This window comes from Deltaproteobacteria bacterium (genome assembly GCA_016874755.1).
Taxonomy (GTDB): domain Bacteria; phylum Desulfobacterota; class Binatia; order UBA9968; family UBA9968; genus DP-20.
Genome location: VGTH01000047.1, coordinates 25,068 through 42,644, shown reverse-complemented (window position 1 = coordinate 42,644; position 17,577 = coordinate 25,068). Strand labels below are relative to the sequence as shown.

18 protein-coding genes are annotated in these 17,577 nt (G+C 58.1%); 15 read left to right on the top strand and 3 right to left on the bottom strand.

Going from position 1 to position 17,577, the window contains the following annotated elements:
- The first annotated feature begins 148 nt into the window (after nucleotides 1–148).
- From FJ145_22185 to FJ145_22150, 8 genes are all read left to right on the top strand, one after another.
- Nucleotides 149–574, top strand: coding sequence for a hypothetical protein (locus tag FJ145_22185; GenBank protein ID MBM4264118.1), 426 nt, complete (start codon nucleotides 149–151; stop codon nucleotides 572–574).
- Nucleotides 575–584: 10 nt separating this feature from the next.
- Nucleotides 585–1,220 (top strand): hypothetical protein, encoded by a 636-nt coding sequence (locus tag FJ145_22180; protein ID MBM4264117.1) that lies wholly within the window; start codon nucleotides 585–587, stop codon nucleotides 1,218–1,220.
- 101 nt (nucleotides 1,221–1,321) lie between these two features.
- On the top strand, nucleotides 1,322–2,647 hold the full coding sequence (locus FJ145_22175) for an MFS transporter (protein MBM4264116.1): 1,326 nt from the start codon (nucleotides 1,322–1,324) through the stop codon (nucleotides 2,645–2,647).
- A 56-nt stretch (nucleotides 2,648–2,703) separates the two neighbouring features.
- Complete coding sequence (locus FJ145_22170; protein ID MBM4264115.1) at nucleotides 2,704–4,014, top strand: MFS transporter; 1,311 nt, start codon at nucleotides 2,704–2,706, stop codon at nucleotides 4,012–4,014.
- 262 nt (nucleotides 4,015–4,276) lie between these two features.
- A complete protein-coding gene (locus tag FJ145_22165) occupies nucleotides 4,277–4,765 on the top strand; it encodes a DUF4168 domain-containing protein (GenBank protein ID MBM4264114.1) in 489 nt (162 codons plus the stop codon).
- Nucleotides 4,766–4,808: 43 nt separating this feature from the next.
- Entirely contained in the window at nucleotides 4,809–5,078 is a 270-nt protein-coding gene (locus tag FJ145_22160; GenBank protein ID MBM4264113.1) for a hypothetical protein, read from the top strand.
- A 34-nt stretch (nucleotides 5,079–5,112) separates the two neighbouring features.
- The gene (locus FJ145_22155) at nucleotides 5,113–5,379 is read left to right on the top strand and encodes a hypothetical protein (protein ID MBM4264112.1); all 267 of its coding nucleotides are present in this window, start codon (nucleotides 5,113–5,115) and stop codon (nucleotides 5,377–5,379) included.
- A 122-nt stretch (nucleotides 5,380–5,501) separates the two neighbouring features.
- Nucleotides 5,502–7,739 carry a bifunctional alpha,alpha-trehalose-phosphate synthase (UDP-forming)/trehalose-phosphatase gene (locus tag FJ145_22150; protein MBM4264111.1) on the top strand — a complete coding sequence of 746 codons (2,238 nt, stop codon included), beginning with the start codon at nucleotides 5,502–5,504 and terminating at the stop codon, nucleotides 7,737–7,739.
- Here FJ145_22150 and FJ145_22145 read toward each other — a convergent pair.
- From FJ145_22145 to FJ145_22135, 3 genes are all read right to left on the bottom strand, one after another.
- Nucleotides 7,669–8,400, bottom strand: coding sequence for a class I SAM-dependent methyltransferase (locus FJ145_22145; GenBank protein MBM4264110.1), 732 nt, complete (start codon nucleotides 8,398–8,400; stop codon nucleotides 7,669–7,671). The genes FJ145_22150 and FJ145_22145 overlap by 71 nt on opposite strands.
- Nucleotides 8,401–8,434: 34 nt before the next feature.
- On the bottom strand, nucleotides 8,435–8,839 hold the full coding sequence (locus FJ145_22140; GenBank protein MBM4264109.1) for a response regulator: 405 nt from the start codon (nucleotides 8,837–8,839) through the stop codon (nucleotides 8,435–8,437).
- A gap of 108 nt (nucleotides 8,840–8,947) precedes the next feature.
- A complete protein-coding gene (locus FJ145_22135; protein ID MBM4264108.1) occupies nucleotides 8,948–10,117 on the bottom strand; it encodes a hypothetical protein in 1,170 nt (389 codons plus the stop codon).
- A 140-nt stretch (nucleotides 10,118–10,257) separates the two neighbouring features.
- Here FJ145_22135 and FJ145_22130 point away from each other — a divergent pair, with 140 nt between their 5' ends.
- The 7 genes from FJ145_22130 to FJ145_22100 all read left to right on the top strand — a co-directional run bounded on the left by FJ145_22130 (nucleotide 10,258) and on the right by FJ145_22100 (nucleotide 17,571).
- A complete protein-coding gene (locus FJ145_22130) occupies nucleotides 10,258–11,118 on the top strand; it encodes a DUF3108 domain-containing protein (protein ID MBM4264107.1) in 861 nt (286 codons plus the stop codon).
- Nucleotides 11,119–11,326: 208 nt separating this feature from the next.
- Nucleotides 11,327–11,698, top strand: coding sequence for a hypothetical protein (locus tag FJ145_22125; protein MBM4264106.1), 372 nt, complete (start codon nucleotides 11,327–11,329; stop codon nucleotides 11,696–11,698).
- 109 nt (nucleotides 11,699–11,807) lie between these two features.
- Nucleotides 11,808–12,659, top strand: a complete 852-nt coding sequence (locus FJ145_22120; protein ID MBM4264105.1) for a sugar nucleotide-binding protein — start codon at nucleotides 11,808–11,810, stop codon at nucleotides 12,657–12,659.
- A 116-nt stretch (nucleotides 12,660–12,775) separates the two neighbouring features.
- Nucleotides 12,776–13,819, top strand: coding sequence for an amidohydrolase (locus FJ145_22115; GenBank protein ID MBM4264104.1), 1,044 nt, complete (start codon nucleotides 12,776–12,778; stop codon nucleotides 13,817–13,819).
- A 100-nt stretch (nucleotides 13,820–13,919) separates the two neighbouring features.
- The gene (locus FJ145_22110) at nucleotides 13,920–14,246 is read left to right on the top strand and encodes a hypothetical protein (GenBank protein ID MBM4264103.1); all 327 of its coding nucleotides are present in this window, start codon (nucleotides 13,920–13,922) and stop codon (nucleotides 14,244–14,246) included.
- The gene (locus FJ145_22105) at nucleotides 14,203–14,895 is read left to right on the top strand and encodes a hypothetical protein (GenBank protein MBM4264102.1); all 693 of its coding nucleotides are present in this window, start codon (nucleotides 14,203–14,205) and stop codon (nucleotides 14,893–14,895) included. Before FJ145_22110 ends, FJ145_22105 begins: the two co-directional genes overlap by 44 nt.
- 213 nt (nucleotides 14,896–15,108) lie before the next feature.
- Nucleotides 15,109–17,571 carry an isocitrate lyase gene (locus FJ145_22100; protein MBM4264101.1) on the top strand — a complete coding sequence of 821 codons (2,463 nt, stop codon included), beginning with the start codon at nucleotides 15,109–15,111 and terminating at the stop codon, nucleotides 17,569–17,571.
- The last annotated feature ends 6 nt before the right edge of the window (nucleotides 17,572–17,577 follow it).

Below are 17,577 nucleotides of genomic sequence, written 5' to 3'. Positions count from 1 at the left end.
CCTCAGTGTGCTTTTCTCTCATCGGCGTATCCTTTCCTGCCTGCGCCAACAGGCAGCCTTTCGTTTTTAGATTCGCGAAAGGGTACGCCTACCTATTTCCTATTTCCACACGCTTTGATCATAGCTCGAAGAAGTCTTTGACGCTACCATGACCCTTCGCCGCATACTACTCGCAATTCTTACTCTCGGTTTGGTCGGCACCGGAACGGAGCTTTTGCTGCTCGATCACATGGAAGAATTCACCCAATGGGCACCGCTCTTATTGATCGCGGTGTGTTTGCTGGCCATCGTCTGGTACCTGCTCACCGGCGTGGCGGCGAGTTTGCGGCTGATTCAAGTTTTGATGCTGGCCAGCATTGTCGCCGGCTTTGCCGGGGTTTATTTTCACTATCAAGGCAGCGTTGAGTTCAAACTGGAATCCAACCGCTCGCTTGCCGGTTGGCCGTTGTTTTGGGCCGCCATGCGCAGCAAAGCGCCGCCGCCATTGGCGCCCGGCGTCATGGTGCAACTCGGCTTGGTCGGCTTGGCGTTTTGTTACCGTCATCCAGCTTTGTCGCGGGAAGCGATACAATGAGGAGAAAATCATGAAAAAGATTGTTGCATTCGCAGGTGTTGTGCTGGCGCTGCTGTTGGGCTTTAGGGAACCGACGCAGGCGCAGGTCGGTAAGTCGGAGCTGATCAATCCGGATCTTGCCAATGAGAAAGAGCTCGCGGCACTGCCGCACATGACGCCGGCGCTGGTCAAAACATTGATCGAGCGCAGGCCCTTTCTGAGAATGGCCGATTTGAACGCGGGGCTCGCGCCAGTTCTCAAGCCGGAGCAGTTGAGCGAGCTCTACGGCAAGATGTTTGTGCAGATCAATCTCAACAACGCCAGCGACGAAGAGATTCTCATGATCCCCGGCGCCGGCAAACGGATGCTGCGCGAGTTCAAAGAGTACCGGCCCTACAAAGTCCTGACTCAATTTCGCAAAGAGATCGGCAAGTACGTCGACGACAAAGAGGTCGCGCGCCTGGAGCAATACGTCTTTGTCCCGGTGAGTCTCAATGCGGCGAGCGACGAGGATATTTTGAGCATCCCCGGCGCGGGCCGGCGCATGGTGCGTGAGTTCAAAGAGTATCGGCCCTACAGCCACATCGAGCAGTTCCGCAAAGAGATCGGCAAGTACGTCGACAAGAAAGAAGTTGCCCGGTTAGAGAAATACGTCACGCTGAATTAAAAGCCGGTAATAAATTCTGCTCATCCAAGCCGCATAACTGGACGCTCCGATCCGGCGCGTGATAAGTAAATACTACTTGTGCGCCGGACTCGGAGTGTACGCTGGATCCCTCGACTTCAAAGAACCCATCGAACGAATCTGCTCAAAGCGAAGCTGACTCTCACGAATCCTCGTCGTTTTCCCGCCCGGTAGATGCTGTGCTGCGCCTGCGCGCGCTCGAAGCGCTGCGCCACAAAGAGTTTCGCCTGCTGTGGTACGGCACGATTTTTACCTCGATGGCAACCTGGATGGACTCCATCGCGCGCGGCTGGCTTATGTATGAGCTGACGCACTCGTCGTGGCAGTTGGGCTTGGTGCGCGGCGTGCAGGCTATTCCGACGCTTTTGCTCTCACCCATTGCGGGCAGCGCCGCCGATCTCTACTCGCGCAAGACCCAGATGATCGTGGCGCAGCTCGCCGATGTGGTCCTCTATGGGTGGGTGGCGACGATGATCTTCACGGGTCAGATCCAGCCGTGGATCGTCTATGTCACGTCCGTTGGGTTGGCCACCGTGCAGGCCTTTCAGCAGCCGTCGCGCGCTTCGATGGTGTCCGATACGGTGCCGCCGAAATACTTGACCAATGCGCTGGGTTTGAATGCCGTCGTGTTCAACTCAGCGCGCAGCGCCGGCCCGGCGTTGGCCGGCATTCTCATCGCGGCTTTCGGCACCGGCGCGTCCTATTCGGTGCAGGCGCTTTTCTATCTACTGGCGACGTTCTGGACAATCGCGCTGCGCGCCGACAACCGCGCTGCGCCGGTGGGAAAAGGTCACGGCGGCCCCGCCGAATCCTTCAGCCGCAACATGGTTGAAGGTTGGAAGTTTAGCTGGCGCAATGACGAGGTGCGTATCGGTCTCTTGATCGTGACGATTTCTATGTTCTTGCTGATTCCGTTTACCACGCTCCTGCCGGTCTACGCCCGCGACATTCTCCATGTCGGCGCTTCGGGCCAAGGAATGCTGCTCACTTCGATGGGTATCGGCGCCTTGTTTAGCTCGATCCTTGTGGCCTCGCTCGGCGACCGCATGCCGCGCGGCGTCGTTATGCTGGGGGGCGTCGCGCTCTACGGTATCCTGGTGATGATTTTTTCGGCTTCTACCTGGTATCCGCTGTCGCTCATCGCGATGTTTCTGATCGGCCTGTGCCATGTGACATCCCATGCCCTGATCCAAACCGTGATTCAGTCTTACTCGCCGCCGGAGTTTCGCGGTAGAACCATGGCCATCTTTCACATGACCCAAGTGATTCTGGTGATCGGCTCCATGGCCATCGGCGGTCTAGCGGCGATCATCGGCGCGCGCTGGGCGGCAACTTCGATGGCGTTGACGGGCACGGCGCTGATGGTGGCGATTTCTTTGATGATGCCCAAGGCGCGGCAGATCCGCTAACAAGTGAGAATGGAAAATTGAAAACCGGCGGAGCGAGCGTCGCCGCGGCATGACCTATGGACACGCGTGAAAGCGAAGGGGCGCAGCCGTCGGACAATACCAGAGTCGTGCGCGAAGCGCGCGGCTTGTTTGCTTGGATATTGCGCTTCAAGACGTTCGAAGCGCTGCGCCATCCGGACTATCAGTTGCTCTGGACGAGCCATGTGTTTTCTTCGATGGCGACCTGGATGGATCAGGTCACGCGCGGCTGGTTGATTTACGAACTGACTAATTCGTCGTTTCAACTGGGCATGGTGCGCGGTGTGCAGGCGCTGCCGATCCTTTTGCTCTCACCGATTGCCGGCAGCACGGCGGACCGTTATTCGCGCAAAGCACAGATCATGATCGCCCAGGTTGTCGATGCGATCCTTTACGGTTTGCTAGCGATTCTGATCTTTGCCGGCAACATCGTGCCCTGGCACGTGTATCTTACTGCGGTCGTCATGGCCTGCGTGCAGACGTTTCAACAGCCGTCGCGCGCCGCGTTGGTGTCCGATGCCGTGCCCAAGGAATCGTTGACTAACGCCATCGGTTTGAATGCGATGATGTTCAACGTCGCGCGCATCACCGGGCCGGCGATCGCTGGACTCATCATCGCCGGCTGGAACACCGGCGGCGCCTACGCCGTGCAAGCGATATTCTATGTGTTGGCGATCATCTGGACGATCAAGCTGCGCGCCGAGGAGAGGGCGGCGGCGGCAGGCCACGGCCACAGCGGCCATGACGAGGGTTTTCTGCGCAGCATCGTCGAAGGTTGGCAGTACAGTTGGCGCAACATCGAAGTGCGCACCGGTCTCCTGGTGACGGCCTTTGCTTCGTTGTTCATCATTCCGTTTAACACCCTGCTGCCGGTGTTCGCTCGCGACTTGCTCAACGTCGGCGCGAAAGGGCAGGGCTTGCTGCTTACCGCCATGGGCATCGGCGCGTTGGCCAGTTCGGTGTTGATCGCCACACTCGGCGATCGTCTGCCACGCGGCATGGTGATGTTATGTGGCGTGGGGCTCTACGGTTTGCTGGTCGTTGGCTTTGCTGTCTGTCCGTGGTTCTCCGTCGCCCTCGTGCTGATGGCCTTGGTTGGGCTTTGCCACGTGGCCTCCCATGCGTTGGTGCAAACGGTCATTCAAACCTACTCGCCGCGCGAAATGCGCGGCCGCACGACTGCGCTGTTTCACATGATGCAAGTGATCTTGATGATCGGCGGCTTGATCATCGGCGCATTTGCCTCGTGGGTGGGCGCGCAATGGGCGGTGGCGTTGATGAGTGTAGCGGGGACGCTCAGCATGCTAGGAATTTATTTGGCCATCCCTCGCGCGCGTTATATCCGCTGAGACGCGGCACCGAACGTTCGCTCGATTCATCGGAATCGAAAAATCGACTCAGTTCTTTTCACGCAATCGGTTTCGCCACGGCCGCGCAGCGCTTGTCGTGAAGCTTTCTCCTACTGCTAAACACATCGAATTCGCAGCGCAATTTTCTCACCGGAAAAAATTCACGTAGGAATTCCCCTACAAAGTAAATTTTCGCAAGAAAACTCGGCTCTCACGTTTGTGCTTTGATTCAAGCGGCTTAGGGCGCCTGTGCAGAGTTGGTATGCGCCTTGCGGTTAGGTGTGTTTACAACACAGCAGCCTTGAATCGAGCGACAACGAGGTTTCGCGCCAGTCGCGAAAAGGCGAAAGGGACAACTATGCACTTACATCGAGTTAGAAACATTGCGTTGGGACTAGCCGTCGTTTCGACGTTGGCGGCGTCCCTACCCACGACCTTTAGCCAAGAGGCACCGTCAACGAGCAGCCCGCAGACGGTGCCGACCGACCGTGACTTGAATGCCTTTGCGCGCACCTACGTTGGCCTGCAAAAAATCCGCGCAAATTATCAGCAGAGTCTCGACGCGGTCCAGGAGCCGGAAAAAAAACAAGAGATCGTCGCCGAAGTCAATGGCAAAATCGCCAGTCTGCTCGAGAAAGAAGGATTGAGCGCCGACCGCTACAATCAAATCTTCGCGCTGCTCAGCACCGATGAAAAACTCAGGCAGAAAACTTTGGACTTGATCACGCAGGAGCGCAGCAAGTCTTCGTAGCGACAGTGTGCAGCGTAACGATTCGGTAAAGGAGGGCGAGACTATGACAAAAGCAATGCTTCGATGGCAGTTGACCGCCGTTGCCGTCGCACTGGCACTGGGCGCCGGCTGCCGCGATCGGCCGGCGGTGGAAAATCCCAGCGCGACCAAAGCGGAAGCGCCGCCGCCGGGCACGCTGGAAAGACCGGCCAGTGAACCGGTGGCTAAGGCCGCACCGAATGCTGGCGCTGCCGTCACGAATGAGCCGGACGCCGCTAAAAACCAGCAACCGCTGGCCGCCGGCGCAGGCGACAACACCAAGAAGAGTTTCTAACCCGCGGTGCAGCGAACGAGAAAGGAGCAACATCATGAAGAAAATTATCGGAAGTTTGATCTTTGCGATGGCGCTTTCTCCGGCAGCGAGGCTGTGGAGCGCAGAATTGACTGGAACGGTGGCGAAAGTTGACCGGGCAAAGAACCTGATCGTGGTGCGCACCGACAAGGGACAAGAGACCTTGGAGCTTGTCAAAGACACCAAGGGAGTCGAGCACGCCAAGGAAGGCTCCAAAGTCATGGTGAAGTTCAGCGAGAAGGACGGCGTCGCGAAAGTGAGCGGGATCGCGCCGGCACAGTAAGCAGAGGCTTAGCAGCCTGATGGTTTACCACAGAGGCGTGGAGCAGGCGGAAAAAAGATTGCAAGGGCATTCTCTCTCGTGGGAGATCTGCGCCTCTGTGGCGAATTTTCCCAGCGGACATCATGGACAACAACGGCGCCGCCAAACGCATCGTGCTGGTGTCAAACCGCTTGCCCTTCACGGTGGAGGAGAGTAGCGGCACCGTCGCGTTCAAGGAGAGCGCCGGCGGTGTCGCCACCGGCCTGCAAGCATTGCTGCAGCCCTCGAAGCTGCCCGACATTGGCCAGGCCGAGTATCTCTGGATCGGTTGGCCGGGCGATGCGGTCAGTCCCAAGTTGCGCGGCTACGTGAAGGCCGAAGCGCAGGCGCGCTTTCATGCCTATCCGGTGTTTCTCTCTCCCGACCTCGTCGAAGCGTTCTACGCGGGTTTTTGTAACAAGACGATCTGGCCGTTGTTTCATTATTTCCCGCTCTATGCGCGCTACGAGCCGGAATTCTGGGAGCACTATCGCAGAGTCAACCAGGCGTTTTGCGATGCCGCCCTGGAGGTGCTCAAGCCGGGCGATCTCTTGTGGATTCATGACTACCATCTGATGCTGTTGCCGGAGTTGATTCGCGCGCAGATGCCGCCATTGTCCATCGGCTTTTTTCTCCATATTCCGTTTCCGCATTACGAAGTGTTTCGTCTGTTGCCGGCGCCATGGCGCCGTGAAATTCTCACCGGCTTGTTGGGAGCCGACGTCATCGGCTTTCATACCTTCGACTACGCGCAATACTTTCTGCGCTGCGTCCTGCGTGTCCTCGGGCACGAACACCAAATGGGCAAGCTGCTGGTCCAAGACCGCACTGTAAAGGCGGGCACGTTTCCGATGGGCGTGCCCTTCGACAAGTTTAGCGCAGCGGCGGCGAGCGCTGGGGTGGCGGGAGAGAGAGCGACCCTGCAACAAACCCTGGCGGGCAGCCGCGTGATTCTGTCGATCGACCGCCAAGACTATTCAAAGGGAATTCTGCATCGGCTCCTCGGCTTTGAAACGCTGCTCGAACTGTATCCGGCGTGGCGCGGACGAGTCACGTTGTTGATGGTGGTGGTGCCGTCGCGCATCGGTATCGAAGACTACGAGCGCATGAAAAAGGAAATCGAAGAGCGCGTCGGCCAGATCAACGGCCGCTTTGGCAGCGTCGGCTGGACGCCGATTCTCTATCAGTACCGGGCGCAATCCTTCGACGCGTTGGTCGCCCTCTACGCGCTCGCCGACGTGGCTCTAATCACGCCGCTGCGCGATGGCATGAATTTGATCGCCAAAGAATATGTCGCCTGCCGGCGCGACCAAACCGGTGTCTTGGTATTGAGCGAAATGGCCGGCGCGGCGCGCGAATTGGGCGAGGCGATCTTGATCAATCCGAACAATCGCCAGGAGATTGCCCAGGCGTTGCTAGAAGCGTTGGAGATGCCGGAGGAGGAACAGCGCCGGCGCATGGAAATCATGCAAAGCCGTTTGCAGCGCTACGACCTGGCGCGCTGGGCGGCCGACTTTTTGAGCGAGCTGCAAGCGGCGCGGCCTAACCGTGACCGCGTTTTCGCCAAGCTCCTGGGCGACACTGAGCGCAAAGCGCTGATCGAGGCCTACCGCAACAGCCGTGCGCGACTGCTTTTGCTCGACTATGACGGCACGCTAGTGTCGCTTACGCCAGAGCCCAAGTCGGCGAAACCCGGACCGGCTTTGCTCGATGTGCTGCTGCGGCTCGGCGCCACCAAAGAAAATCGCCTGGTGATCGTCAGTGGCCGCGACCGGGCAACGCTGCAAAGATGGTTCGGTGCGCTGCCGATCGGTTTGGTCGCGGAACATGGCGCCTGGGTCAGGTCGCGAACCGCCTGTTGGCGCGCCTCACAGAGCGCCGGCGCGGATTGGAAAAGCAAGCTGCTGCCGATCTTGCAGCTCTACAGCGACCGCTTGCCGGGGGCATTCGTCGAAGAAAAAGAACTGTCGTTGGTCTGGCACTATCGCCGCGCTGACGCCGAGCAAGGGATGGTCATGGCGCGCGAGCTGACCGATGATTTGCTCAACTTCACCGGCAATATCGATGTGCAAGTGGTCCAGGGCAGCAAGACGGTGGAAGTGCGCAACTCCGGCATTAGCAAAGCCAACGCAGTGCGGCAACTCTCGGTGGATCGGCCCAGCGACTTTGTGCTGGCCATCGGCGACGACCTCGACGACGAAGAGCTATTCGCGATGCTGCCCAAGGATGCCTGGTCGATCCGCGTCGGCATTGCGCGCACCCTGGCGCGCTTCAACTTGCGGGAGCCGCGCGAGGTGGAGAGTCTGCTCGGCCAGCTCGCGGAGCTTGAGCCAGTGGCGTGAAAATGAGAAACGATTGCCGATCGAGAAAGTCGAACTCCTGCGCGAGCAGGTAGCCCGCCTGCTGCATATCGCTCTTGATGAAGCTGCTCGGCGTGTAGTGGGTCCACAGGCGGTCGAGCCAGGCGGCACGGCGGTCGAAATCGATGATCGCGACGCGGGCGCCCGGCCGCAGATGTCTTTGCAGGTTTTTGAAATAGACCACGCGGCCATCGATGTGATGGTAGGTGTTGCTGGTGAAAACGAGATCGACGTTTTCCGGCAACTGGGGATCGTCGCTCTTAGCTTGCACGGTGCGGATGTTGCCAGCGTTTTGCTCTGTGGCTTTGGCTTGCACCAGCGCGATCATGTCCTGGTCGACGTCGACGGCATAGACAACGCCCTCTGCGCCCACTGCGTGCGCCAGGCGAAAGGTGAAGTAGCCGCTACCGGCGCCGAGATCGGTGACCCGGGCTCCCGGTGCTATCTTAAGCGCGGCGATCACCCTGTCGGGGTGTTGCCACTGGTCGCGGTTGACGCCCTCGTAGGCGCACTGCTTGAGGGTAGCGCAGCCGGCGAGCAGTAGCAGCAAGCAGAGAGCAAACTGGGTTTGCGCTGATTTCATGGGACGAAAACTCACCGAGAAGCGGCCGCGCCTTGGAAACCTCGACCAGCCCGAGACCATGGCACGGTTGAAACTAGCCGTTCACGTTATGAACTCATTCAGAGGTTTCGGCGACGGGAACGGCGCGGGCTTGAAATATCTTGACCAACGCGCGGTTGACCTTGGCGCGCAGGTCGACGACGTCGAACGGCTTGCCGACAAAGTCGAAGGCGCCGTAGTCCAAGGCGGCGCTGGCGATCTGGCGATTGTTCAATGCCGTGAGCATGATCACCTCGCAGGCAGGGTGGAGTGCTTTGATTTGTTTGAGCGCTGCGATGCCATCGGTGCGCGGCAGAAGGACGTCTAAAAGAATCACATGGGGCCGCTCGCTGTCGATTTTCGGCAGAGCGACATCCACCGCGTCTGCCTCGATGAGCCGGAAGTCGTTGGAGAAAACCATCTTGAGCGATTCGCGTACGCCGAGCTCATCGTCGATGACCATCAAAACAGCTTCAGCCATGAAATTTCATCTTCCGGGGCGGTAAAAACGGTGCAGCTGATTGCGCCTACTGTGGCATCAACTGTCCCGCAGTGCAAGTGAAATGGCTGGAAGTGCGTTAGGACGGTGCTATTGGTTCTGCGCCACCGGGTTGCCGGTGCAGCGCGGCGACTCCGGCACATAGCGCGCGCACTGCTGGCCCATGTCTGCGGCGGGTTCCGGAAAATAGCCGGCAATGTATTGCCCGCTTTCCTTAAAGCAATAGTCTTGGTCCAGCGCGCTGGCGAGACGATGGCAAAAGGGAAGGGCGTAGCGGCCGTCCCAAGTGTTATCGATGAGTGCGAAGATCACGCCCCGGACGCAGGCTTGGAGGGTTGAGCCGCTCGCCATCTCGCACTTTTTCGCGACCGCCGGGCTCTTGCCGACGCGCGAATCGTTGGACAGGTCGCGACCCAGCGAGAGCGCGCAGGAGTCGGCAAACTCGCCGGCTTTGGCGCACTCCTCCAACACCCGTTCGGCGGACAAGCCCATTTCGGTCATGCGCGAGGTTTGCATGATGTAGCAGTCGTTGCGGTACTTGGCATCCAAGCGATTGCAGGGAGCATGATAGTCGGTGGGGCTGAAGTTCTTTTTTTCGTTGATGGCGTTGGACACGTTCTCCATGAACACGCCGCCATAGCAGGAGCTCCGGCTCCATTCGTCCTCGAGGGCGTCACAGATTTCCAGCGAGTTGGTCAGATTGTAGCTCGCGAAATACATGATAGCGTGGCCGAGACCGTGCAGGCATTGATAGCGAAAGCGCAGCGGTGTTTTGGGGTCGCAGGCCGCGGCGGCCTTTTGTTTAAGCTCATTTTGGTTGGGATGTCGATAGGTCTGACCATAAACGGCATCGCCGCGTAGAAAGCGCTCCACCGCGCCATGGTAGCAGCCGGAATGGCAGGTCTGATCGCAGGCCGAGAACGAATCGTGAATGGTGCCCTTAAGGAGAAAGGTCTCGCGTCCGACAGCATGGACCACCGGGTGGCAGTCGCGGCGCAGGTCGGTATCGGTCGCTTCGAAGCGCTGAATTTGTTTGAGAACGTCGAGGGTGGAGTGCTTCTTCAGCGCATCGCGAAACAATTGGTCCAAGCATTCGGCGCTCTGGGCACCGCCCATACAGGCTTTGATGGCCTGGGCAGACGGTAGCGTCGTGGATTTGTCAGGAACGGTCGCTTGACCGTGTGCGGTTGCGGCAAAATAAAAGCCCAAAACTACCGATAACCAGAACGAGCGAGCCAATGCGATTCGAAGGCGCGTCACCAACGGGGACTCCTTTTCGGGAAATTGTCAAAATACTAGCCCAGCTCCCCTTTCGCTGCAATTAATCCAGGCGCCGATGGCTTTACTCAAAGCGGCAAGCGCAGTAAATAGTATTGGAAATCAGACGTCTAAGGTGTGAGATGAATCTTGCCAAAACCATCAGGCAGACGAGTTGCCGGGTTATGCTCGGTTTGGTGCTGTCTTCCGGCAGCGTTTGGGCCGCCCAGGCCGGCGCGGAAGCGAAAAGCGTACCCGTCTACCAGCCGAAGTTTTATCCCTTCGACTCCGGTGAGCGAGTGGTCTATGACACCAACTGGAACGGCCTGATTTCGGTGGCGCGCGCCGAGATTGTCACGACGCCGCAAATCATCGACGGTAAAAAGTTCTACAACGTTCGGGTCGAGGCGAAGTCGTCGCGCGCCCTGGACTTCGTCTGGAAGATGCGCGACACGATCACCTCGACCATCGAAGCCAAGACCCTTGCGCCCAGCAAGTTTACCTTCAGCCAGCGCGAGAACTCCAAAGTGATCGATACCGTGGCGCAATATGACGCCCCCACCAAGAAGTGGACCGTGCGGCGCGATGAGCGGAAGAAAGTCAAAAACTACGATTTCGATCAGCCGCTGAACACCCTCGACCCAATTACGGCAGTGTACCTGGCGCGCAGCCAGGACATCAAAGTTGGCGACCACCTTTATTTTCACATCTTTGGCGGTAAGTACCGCTATCTGCTCGACCTTGAAGTTGAGAAGCGTGAGACGATCAAGATCAAATCCGGCAACGTCGACGCTTTTAAAATCTTGCCGCGGGTAAAGAATTTGATGAAAAACGGTTACGCGCAGCGGCTAAACGAGGCGGCCATCTGGATTTCCGCCGACGAGCGGCGCGTGCCGGTGATGCTTACCAGCAAAATCGTTTTTGGCACCGTCTACATGGAACTTGTCGACCAGAAGCATGGCACGCAGTCGACGGCGCTGGAGCCGCAGCTGCCGGCATCGTAGTCCTGCCTGCGGCGCTCTTGGCGCCATCCTGCACACCAACAGCAAAACCCACGAAAATCACGCCATCGGATGGCCGGTTAGCCAAAATTTAGCTTGTTTCGCAAGTTTAGTAGTTTTTCTTTTCGCGGCCGCTTTCCTCTCTTTTCCGATTTCCTAATGTTCTTGTTGTAACGTTTCGCAGGGTCACCCGTCTAATCCAGGAAAGGAGATGTCGGACATGAACAAACAATTGAATTTAAAGAAACTCTCCGGTTCCATGGTTGTAACGGTATTGTGCGGGAGCTTGCTGGTGGGTTGCGCCGGCGGGCAGATTACGACCCGAGAGAAAGGCGCCGCCATCGGCGCCCTTGGCGGTGCCACGGCCGGCGGCATTATTGGCACAGCGGTTCGCCGGCCGGCGGCAGGTGCGGGGATCGGCACGGTGCTTGGCCTTGGCGCTGGCGCTTTGATCGGCGATCAGCTGCAAGGTCGCGAAAATCAGGCCAATGAGCAGGACCGGCAAATTTACCAGAACCAGGCGGAAGTCGAGCGCCAGCGTGCCGAGCTGGAGCGCTTGCGCCGCCAGCGCAGCGAATACTAACCCGAGCCCCGCTCGACTCCCACAGTCCCCACAATGTTTCAGGGGAGCGCTTGGCGCTCCCCTGAAATCTCTTGATGACTTCTTCGGCTCGTCCTAGAGTCGAAGGGTAATGAAAATCCTAGTCACCGGTGCTGCCGCGCTTGTCGGCGGCTATTTCACCGCGCGCGCTGCGCGCGAATATGACGTGGTTGCGCTCAAGCGCTCAGACCTCGATATTACCGATCGAGACGCGGTCCATCGATGTGTGCGGGCTGAACGCCCTGGTCTGATCGTCAATTGTGCGGTGATCCAGGTGGACGAGTCACAGGAAAATCCCACCAAAGCCCACGCTGTGAATGTCGAAGGGCCGCGGTTTCTCGCGCGGGCGGCGAACGAGCTTGGCGCAGAGATCATCCACTTCAGCACCCAGTACGCCTTCGATGGCGAGCCTCTCGATCGGCCCTTCTACACGATCAACGACCAACCAAACCCAGTGAACAACTATGGCAAGTTCAAAGTTACCGGCGAGGCAGCGGTGCGCGAGGCCTGCGCGCGCAGCTACATCATCCGCACTTCATGGGTTTATGGCCGTGGCAAGAACAGCTTTCTCTGCACGGTGCGCGACGATCTGCGCTCCGGAAAGCGGGTGCGGGCGATCGACGATATCTGGTCGAGCACGACCTACGCCGCTGATCTCGTCGATCGGGTGCTGGCAATCCGAAGCAAACAAACCTACGGAACCTTTCACGTGGTCAACGAAGGGGTGTGCACCTATTACGAGTACGCCCTCGAAGCGGGCAAGCTCGCCGGCTTAAGCCGCGCGCAGATCGACGCGCTGATCGACGTTACACACGAACGCGATATGCAGCGCGTCGCGGTGCGGCCGCGCTATACTCCGATGCGCTGCATCTTGTCAGAGCAGATTGGCTTGCCGCCCATGCGCGATTGGCAGGCGGCGCTGCTGGAGTACGTGCGCGCATAGCGCGCGGTTTCGAGTTTCGGGTTGCGAGTTTTCCTCAGCCAACCGCGGCACGTTGACACTGCGCTCCGGTCGGGACTAAAACAGCACTAAATCGATCAACGCCAAAGGAGGAACCGATGGCAAACATTCCTTGCATCGACACCGATGGTCACGTGCTCGAACGGCAATCGGACATTCGCAAGTATCTCGAAGAGCCCTGGGTCAAGCGGCCGACGAGTTTGTGGCCGGGCGATCAGCCTTGGGACAACGACATGATGGATTCCTTCGAGATGGCACGGAACTGGCGCGGCTTGAGCGCGGCGCAGCAGGTCGATAACTGGCACAAGATCATGGACGAGTACGACATCGAAAAAGCGATCTGCTTTCCGACTGGTTCGGGCAATATCGCAAAAAACCAGGAGGTGCCGTACCAAATCGCGGTTGCAAAAGCCTCGAACACCCATTTCGCCAAGGAGTACAATGCGCGCTCGAATCGTTTGTCTTGTGTCGGCTGTCTGCCGATGCGCGCGCCGCAGGCGGCGGCGCAGGAGCTGCGCCGCGCGGTGACGGAGTTGGGCTTGAAGGGCTTCGAGATTTTGCCGACAGGGTTGCCGCTGGCTTTGGGCGATCCGTTCTACGATCCAATTTACGAAGAGGCAGAAAAGCTCGGCGTGGTGCTCGGCATCCACGGCACGCGCAACACCTCGCGCGAGCTGGGGACCTCGGGGTTATCGACTTTTTCAGAAGTGCACAGTTATGCGTTTCCGGTCGGCATTCTCTTGCAGTTCACCAGCATAGTTTGCCAGGGTCTGCCGGTGCGTTTTCCAAAGTTGAAGCTAGCCTTCTTGGAAATCGGCGCGACCTGGCTGCCTTACTATCTCGATCGCCTGGACGAGCATTGGGAGAAGCGCGCTGAAATTGAAATGCCGCTGCTGAAAAAAAAGCCGAGCGACTTGGTGCGCCAGTCGAAGCTGTATTTTAGCGTCGAGCCTGGTGAGTCGCAGTTGGTTCATACGGTCGACTACGTCGGCGCCGAGCATTTTCTCTATGCCTCGGATATTCCCCATTGGGATAATGAGTTCCCGCATAATTTGACCGATCTGCGCGACCACAAGCAGTTGTCCAACGACGCGAAGGAAAAGATTTTGTACAAGAACGCGAAGGAGCTGTTCGCGTTGTGAGAATACACTTTCACCACGAAGGCACGAAGGACACGAAGTTCGGAAAAGAGGGAGTCGAGTCAGAGTCAGAAAGTTTTTCTTAGTAGTTTGGCTTTGGCTATTGTGTGCAAGCGTTGTGCATGCCGCCGATAGTATTCGGATTGCGTACAGTTCCGTTGATCCGCACGCGTTGCTGGTTTCGCTGGCGGAGAAGCGCGGGCTGTATACGAAATACGGCTTGGCTTCCACGGTGGTTTACATTCCCGGCGGCAGCACGGTGATTCAGGCGATGCTTTCGGGTGAAGTGGATTTGGGGCAGCTCACCGGTCCGCCGGGGGTGACGGCGAATTTGCGCGGCGCGGATATCACCTATGTCGCCATGACCGACGATAGGATCATCCGGGTTGCAAAAGTTTTTCGACGCTTTTGCGGAGCTAGCGAACGTTAAAGTTCCCGACGCGGACTTCACCAAGATCGCCGCCGAGCTAAACCAGATCGAAAAAAAATATATCGCAGCGCGTGAGAGCGCTGAGATCATCAAGAACCCGCGCATTCTGTGCGCCGCCAGCGAGCAATTCGCCGAGCCCAGTTTGGGCTTCGATCTCGACGTCGCCGTCCTGGAAAAAACTTTTCCCAAGTGTGTGGAAGTGGAGCGCAGCCTTACCGCCAAGCGGCTCCGCGAGCTCTTGACCAAGCAGCGCTTCGATATCGTGCATCTGGTGCTCGGGGTCGATGCCGATGACGCCGATCTGATCTTCAGTCCTATCGACTTCGGGACCAACAAACCAGCCACCGCAGCGGTGGACAAGATGTCAGCCGAGGGATTCGGTGTTTTGCTTAAAGAGTCCAACACTAAGCTCGTCGTCTTGGCGACGTGCAAGGCATTGCTGCTCGGCGTCGAGGTGTCGCATATCGCCAACATGGCGGCGGCGGACGCGACGATCACCGGCGAGCAGGCCGCCGAGTGGGAGGAGTGTTTTTACGGCTTTCTTGCCGAAGGCAAGTCTCTATTTAAGGCCTTCGAGCTGACCAGATCTCAATCGAGTACACCGATCCGGCCCATTCGTAACAAGGATGTCGTGTTTGCTGTTGACTGAGCGTTGGTGTTCTCCGGCGAAACTAGGTCTTCGATTTTCAAAGCAAGCGTTTGCCTTCATCTCCAGTGTTTGACCAATAGCCCGCAGCGCGAAATTCTGCGTGCCCGGCTGACTTGACTCATCGAATTCGTTTTGTAGAGTTCCCTTCCCACGGCGGCTAAACGGGCTTGTCAGAATAGCCGACTTTACATCCTTAACAGGAAGGTTTGCGACATGGCGGACAAAATCATTCGTTTGGATTCGCGGCGCGATCTCGAGGCAATCGCATGGGCTAACGAGTTACACGATACCGAAGTCTGGTTTCACAGCCCACGTTTCCGGCACATCACACGGCTGCATACGGCCGCCGAAGTAGTTTCGTTGCGAGGAAACTTGCAGACCGACTACACCATCGCCAAGCAGTCAGCCATAAAACTCTTTGACTACTTGCAGTCTCTGTTTCGCAACAAGAAACAGGAAATAACCTACGGACCGTATTCACCCACGGGCGCGGTGCGCGCGGTCATGGAAGGAATCAAAGTTTTGTATCTCGGCGGCTGGGCTACATCGGCTAAGGGATCTGAAGCGGAGGACCCGGGCGCCGACTTGGCCAACTATGCGTTGGACCGGGTGCCCAAAGAAGGCGGCGCTTGGGTGCGTGCCCTAATGCATCAAGACGAAGTGCAGCGCTCCCGGCGCATCCGCATGTCGTCGCTGCAAAGAAAAAAGAGTCGCGCCATCGAGTTTAGCCCGCCGCTGATCATTCCTGACGGCGACACCGGCCACGGCGGCGAGCACCACACGCGCAACCTGGTGAAGACCTTCGTCGAAAACAACATCGGCGCGATCCACATCGAAGACCAGCGCGGCGGTAGCAAAGTGTGCGGCCATCAAGGTCAAAAAGTTTTGGTTTCGACGGCCGAGATGATTTCGCGGCTGAACGCCGCGCGGCTGCAATACGACATCATGAACGTGCCGGGCGTGATCGTCGCTCGCACCGATTCCCACGATGCCACGGCGATCGACAGCGCCGACGACGAGCGCGATCATCCGTTTATTTATGGCGCCACCAATCCTGACATCGTGCCGTTCAAAAACGTGAGCCTGGCGGTGATTCGCCGGTTTTACCAAAAAGGCTTCAAGGAAATTAACGGCCATCTTCTTTACAAGCTCTCCGAACTGGCCTACCGCGACGCGGAAAAATGGCTCAAACGCGAGCGTCTCGACGGCTCCATCGCTGCTGGGATAGCGCACATCGAGCGGGAAATCGCCGCGCTTAAGAAATTGCGCCAGCAGGCGCGCCGAGTTGGGAAAGGCCAGCGGGATTTTCGTGAACAGCTAGCCGCCCTGGAAATCAACGTGAAGAAGGTGGTCGAAGAAACCGTCGATGGCGTGGTGGCCAACGTCCGGCAAGCGTGGGCGGAGAAAGCTGGGCTCAAGACCTTTGCCGAGGCCGTCGCAGCGGCGATGGAGAACGGTACTAAGGGGAAGGGCAAGCGTGCCGTGTCCGTCGAGGAATGGAAGAAGTATGCCGCTGGTGTTTCGTATCCCGAAGCGCGGGCCCGCGCTGCTGCCATGGGTATCGATATTTTCTGGGATTGGCACTTGCCGAGAACCCCAGAGGGTTTCTACATCATCACCGGCGGTCGCGATATGGCCACGGCGAGAGGGTTAGCCACGGCGCCATTCGCCGATCTTATCTGGCGTGAAACGGCCAAGCCCGATCTCGTCGACGACAAAGCCTGGGCGGATGCGATTCATGCGCTGCATCCAGAAAAGATGCTGGCCTATAATTTATCGCCGTCCTGGAATTGGGACATCTGGGGTTTTACCGACGATCAGATCCGTAACTTCGCCAACGAGTTGGGCAAGATGGGCTACGTCTTTAATTTCATCACCTACGGCGGCCATCAGACTGAAGCGTTGATGAATGGCCGATTGGCGCGCGCTCTAAAAGAAGAGGGTGTGCTCGGCTTCGTGCGATTGATTCAGCGCGCTTTGCGCTTGGCGCACGACCCGGCGCAGTTCCCGCAGAGCTTTGTCGGCGGTGACTGGGCCGACCGTTTCCGGCGCGCCGCGCGCGGCGCTTCGCTCACCAGTTCTTCCATGGGCGGCAAGTCGACCGAAACGCAGCATCGCAAAGCCGTCGAGGTGCCCACGAGCGTTTTGGAGAAATGGCTCAGCGTGTGGGCGGAGCACTGGCACCAGCAGAAACTCTATCATGGCGGCGCTCTGGCGGTTGAATTGAAGGAGCGCTGGGCTGGTTCCGAAGACATGATGCTTAATGTCTTCGACGAGGCCAAAGACAAGATTGCCGAAATTATCTTTCGTGTCGATAAAGATCGCGATGGCCGAAAATTTCTTGCCGTCAAAGACCAGAATACGATGAAAAAGTTTCGCTCGCGGCGGCTGATGACTTTAATGCACTTTTTCCTCCTGCACCGCTACAAAACCGAGGTCGTGCACTATGTCACGCCGACCGACGACAACCGCTTGTCGGTGCAGCGCATGATCCAGAACGGTGTGTTCCGCGCCGCGCGCACCGACGATCCGAACATGATCGCCATCGAAGTCGACCATGCACGGGGGCAAAAGATTTTTGCCAATGAAGATTCGATCAGGCGCTTCATCAGAGCGCAGTTCAAACCCGTGAAGCGTCGCAGTGAGACGCGGCGCACGGCCCGGCGCAGCGCTTAGCTGTGC

What these genes read in the sequence shown, in the direction of transcription:
- FJ145_22120 (MBM4264105.1), top strand. Translation starts at nt 11,808, where the DNA reads ATGAAAATCCTAGTCACCGGTGCTGCCGCGCTTGTCGGCGGCTATTTC.
- FJ145_22165 (MBM4264114.1), top strand. Translation starts at nt 4,277, where the DNA reads ATGCGCCTTGCGGTTAGGTGTGTTTACAACACAGCAGCCTTGAATCGA.
- FJ145_22125 (MBM4264106.1), top strand. Translation starts at nt 11,327, where the DNA reads ATGTCGGACATGAACAAACAATTGAATTTAAAGAAACTCTCCGGTTCC.
- FJ145_22185 (MBM4264118.1), top strand. Translation starts at nt 149, where the DNA reads ATGACCCTTCGCCGCATACTACTCGCAATTCTTACTCTCGGTTTGGTC.
- FJ145_22130 (MBM4264107.1), top strand. Translation starts at nt 10,258, where the DNA reads ATGAATCTTGCCAAAACCATCAGGCAGACGAGTTGCCGGGTTATGCTC.
- FJ145_22150 (MBM4264111.1), top strand. Translation starts at nt 5,502, where the DNA reads ATGGACAACAACGGCGCCGCCAAACGCATCGTGCTGGTGTCAAACCGC.
- FJ145_22170 (MBM4264115.1), top strand. Translation starts at nt 2,704, where the DNA reads ATGGACACGCGTGAAAGCGAAGGGGCGCAGCCGTCGGACAATACCAGA.
- FJ145_22100 (MBM4264101.1), top strand. Translation starts at nt 15,109, where the DNA reads ATGGCGGACAAAATCATTCGTTTGGATTCGCGGCGCGATCTCGAGGCA.
- FJ145_22155 (MBM4264112.1), top strand. Translation starts at nt 5,113, where the DNA reads ATGAAGAAAATTATCGGAAGTTTGATCTTTGCGATGGCGCTTTCTCCG.
- FJ145_22160 (MBM4264113.1), top strand. Translation starts at nt 4,809, where the DNA reads ATGACAAAAGCAATGCTTCGATGGCAGTTGACCGCCGTTGCCGTCGCA.
- FJ145_22115 (MBM4264104.1), top strand. Translation starts at nt 12,776, where the DNA reads ATGGCAAACATTCCTTGCATCGACACCGATGGTCACGTGCTCGAACGG.
- FJ145_22145 (MBM4264110.1), bottom strand. Translation starts at nt 8,400, where the DNA reads ATGGTCTCGGGCTGGTCGAGGTTTCCAAGGCGCGGCCGCTTCTCGGTG.
- FJ145_22180 (MBM4264117.1), top strand. Translation starts at nt 585, where the DNA reads ATGAAAAAGATTGTTGCATTCGCAGGTGTTGTGCTGGCGCTGCTGTTG.
- FJ145_22140 (MBM4264109.1), bottom strand. Translation starts at nt 8,839, where the DNA reads ATGGCTGAAGCTGTTTTGATGGTCATCGACGATGAGCTCGGCGTACGC.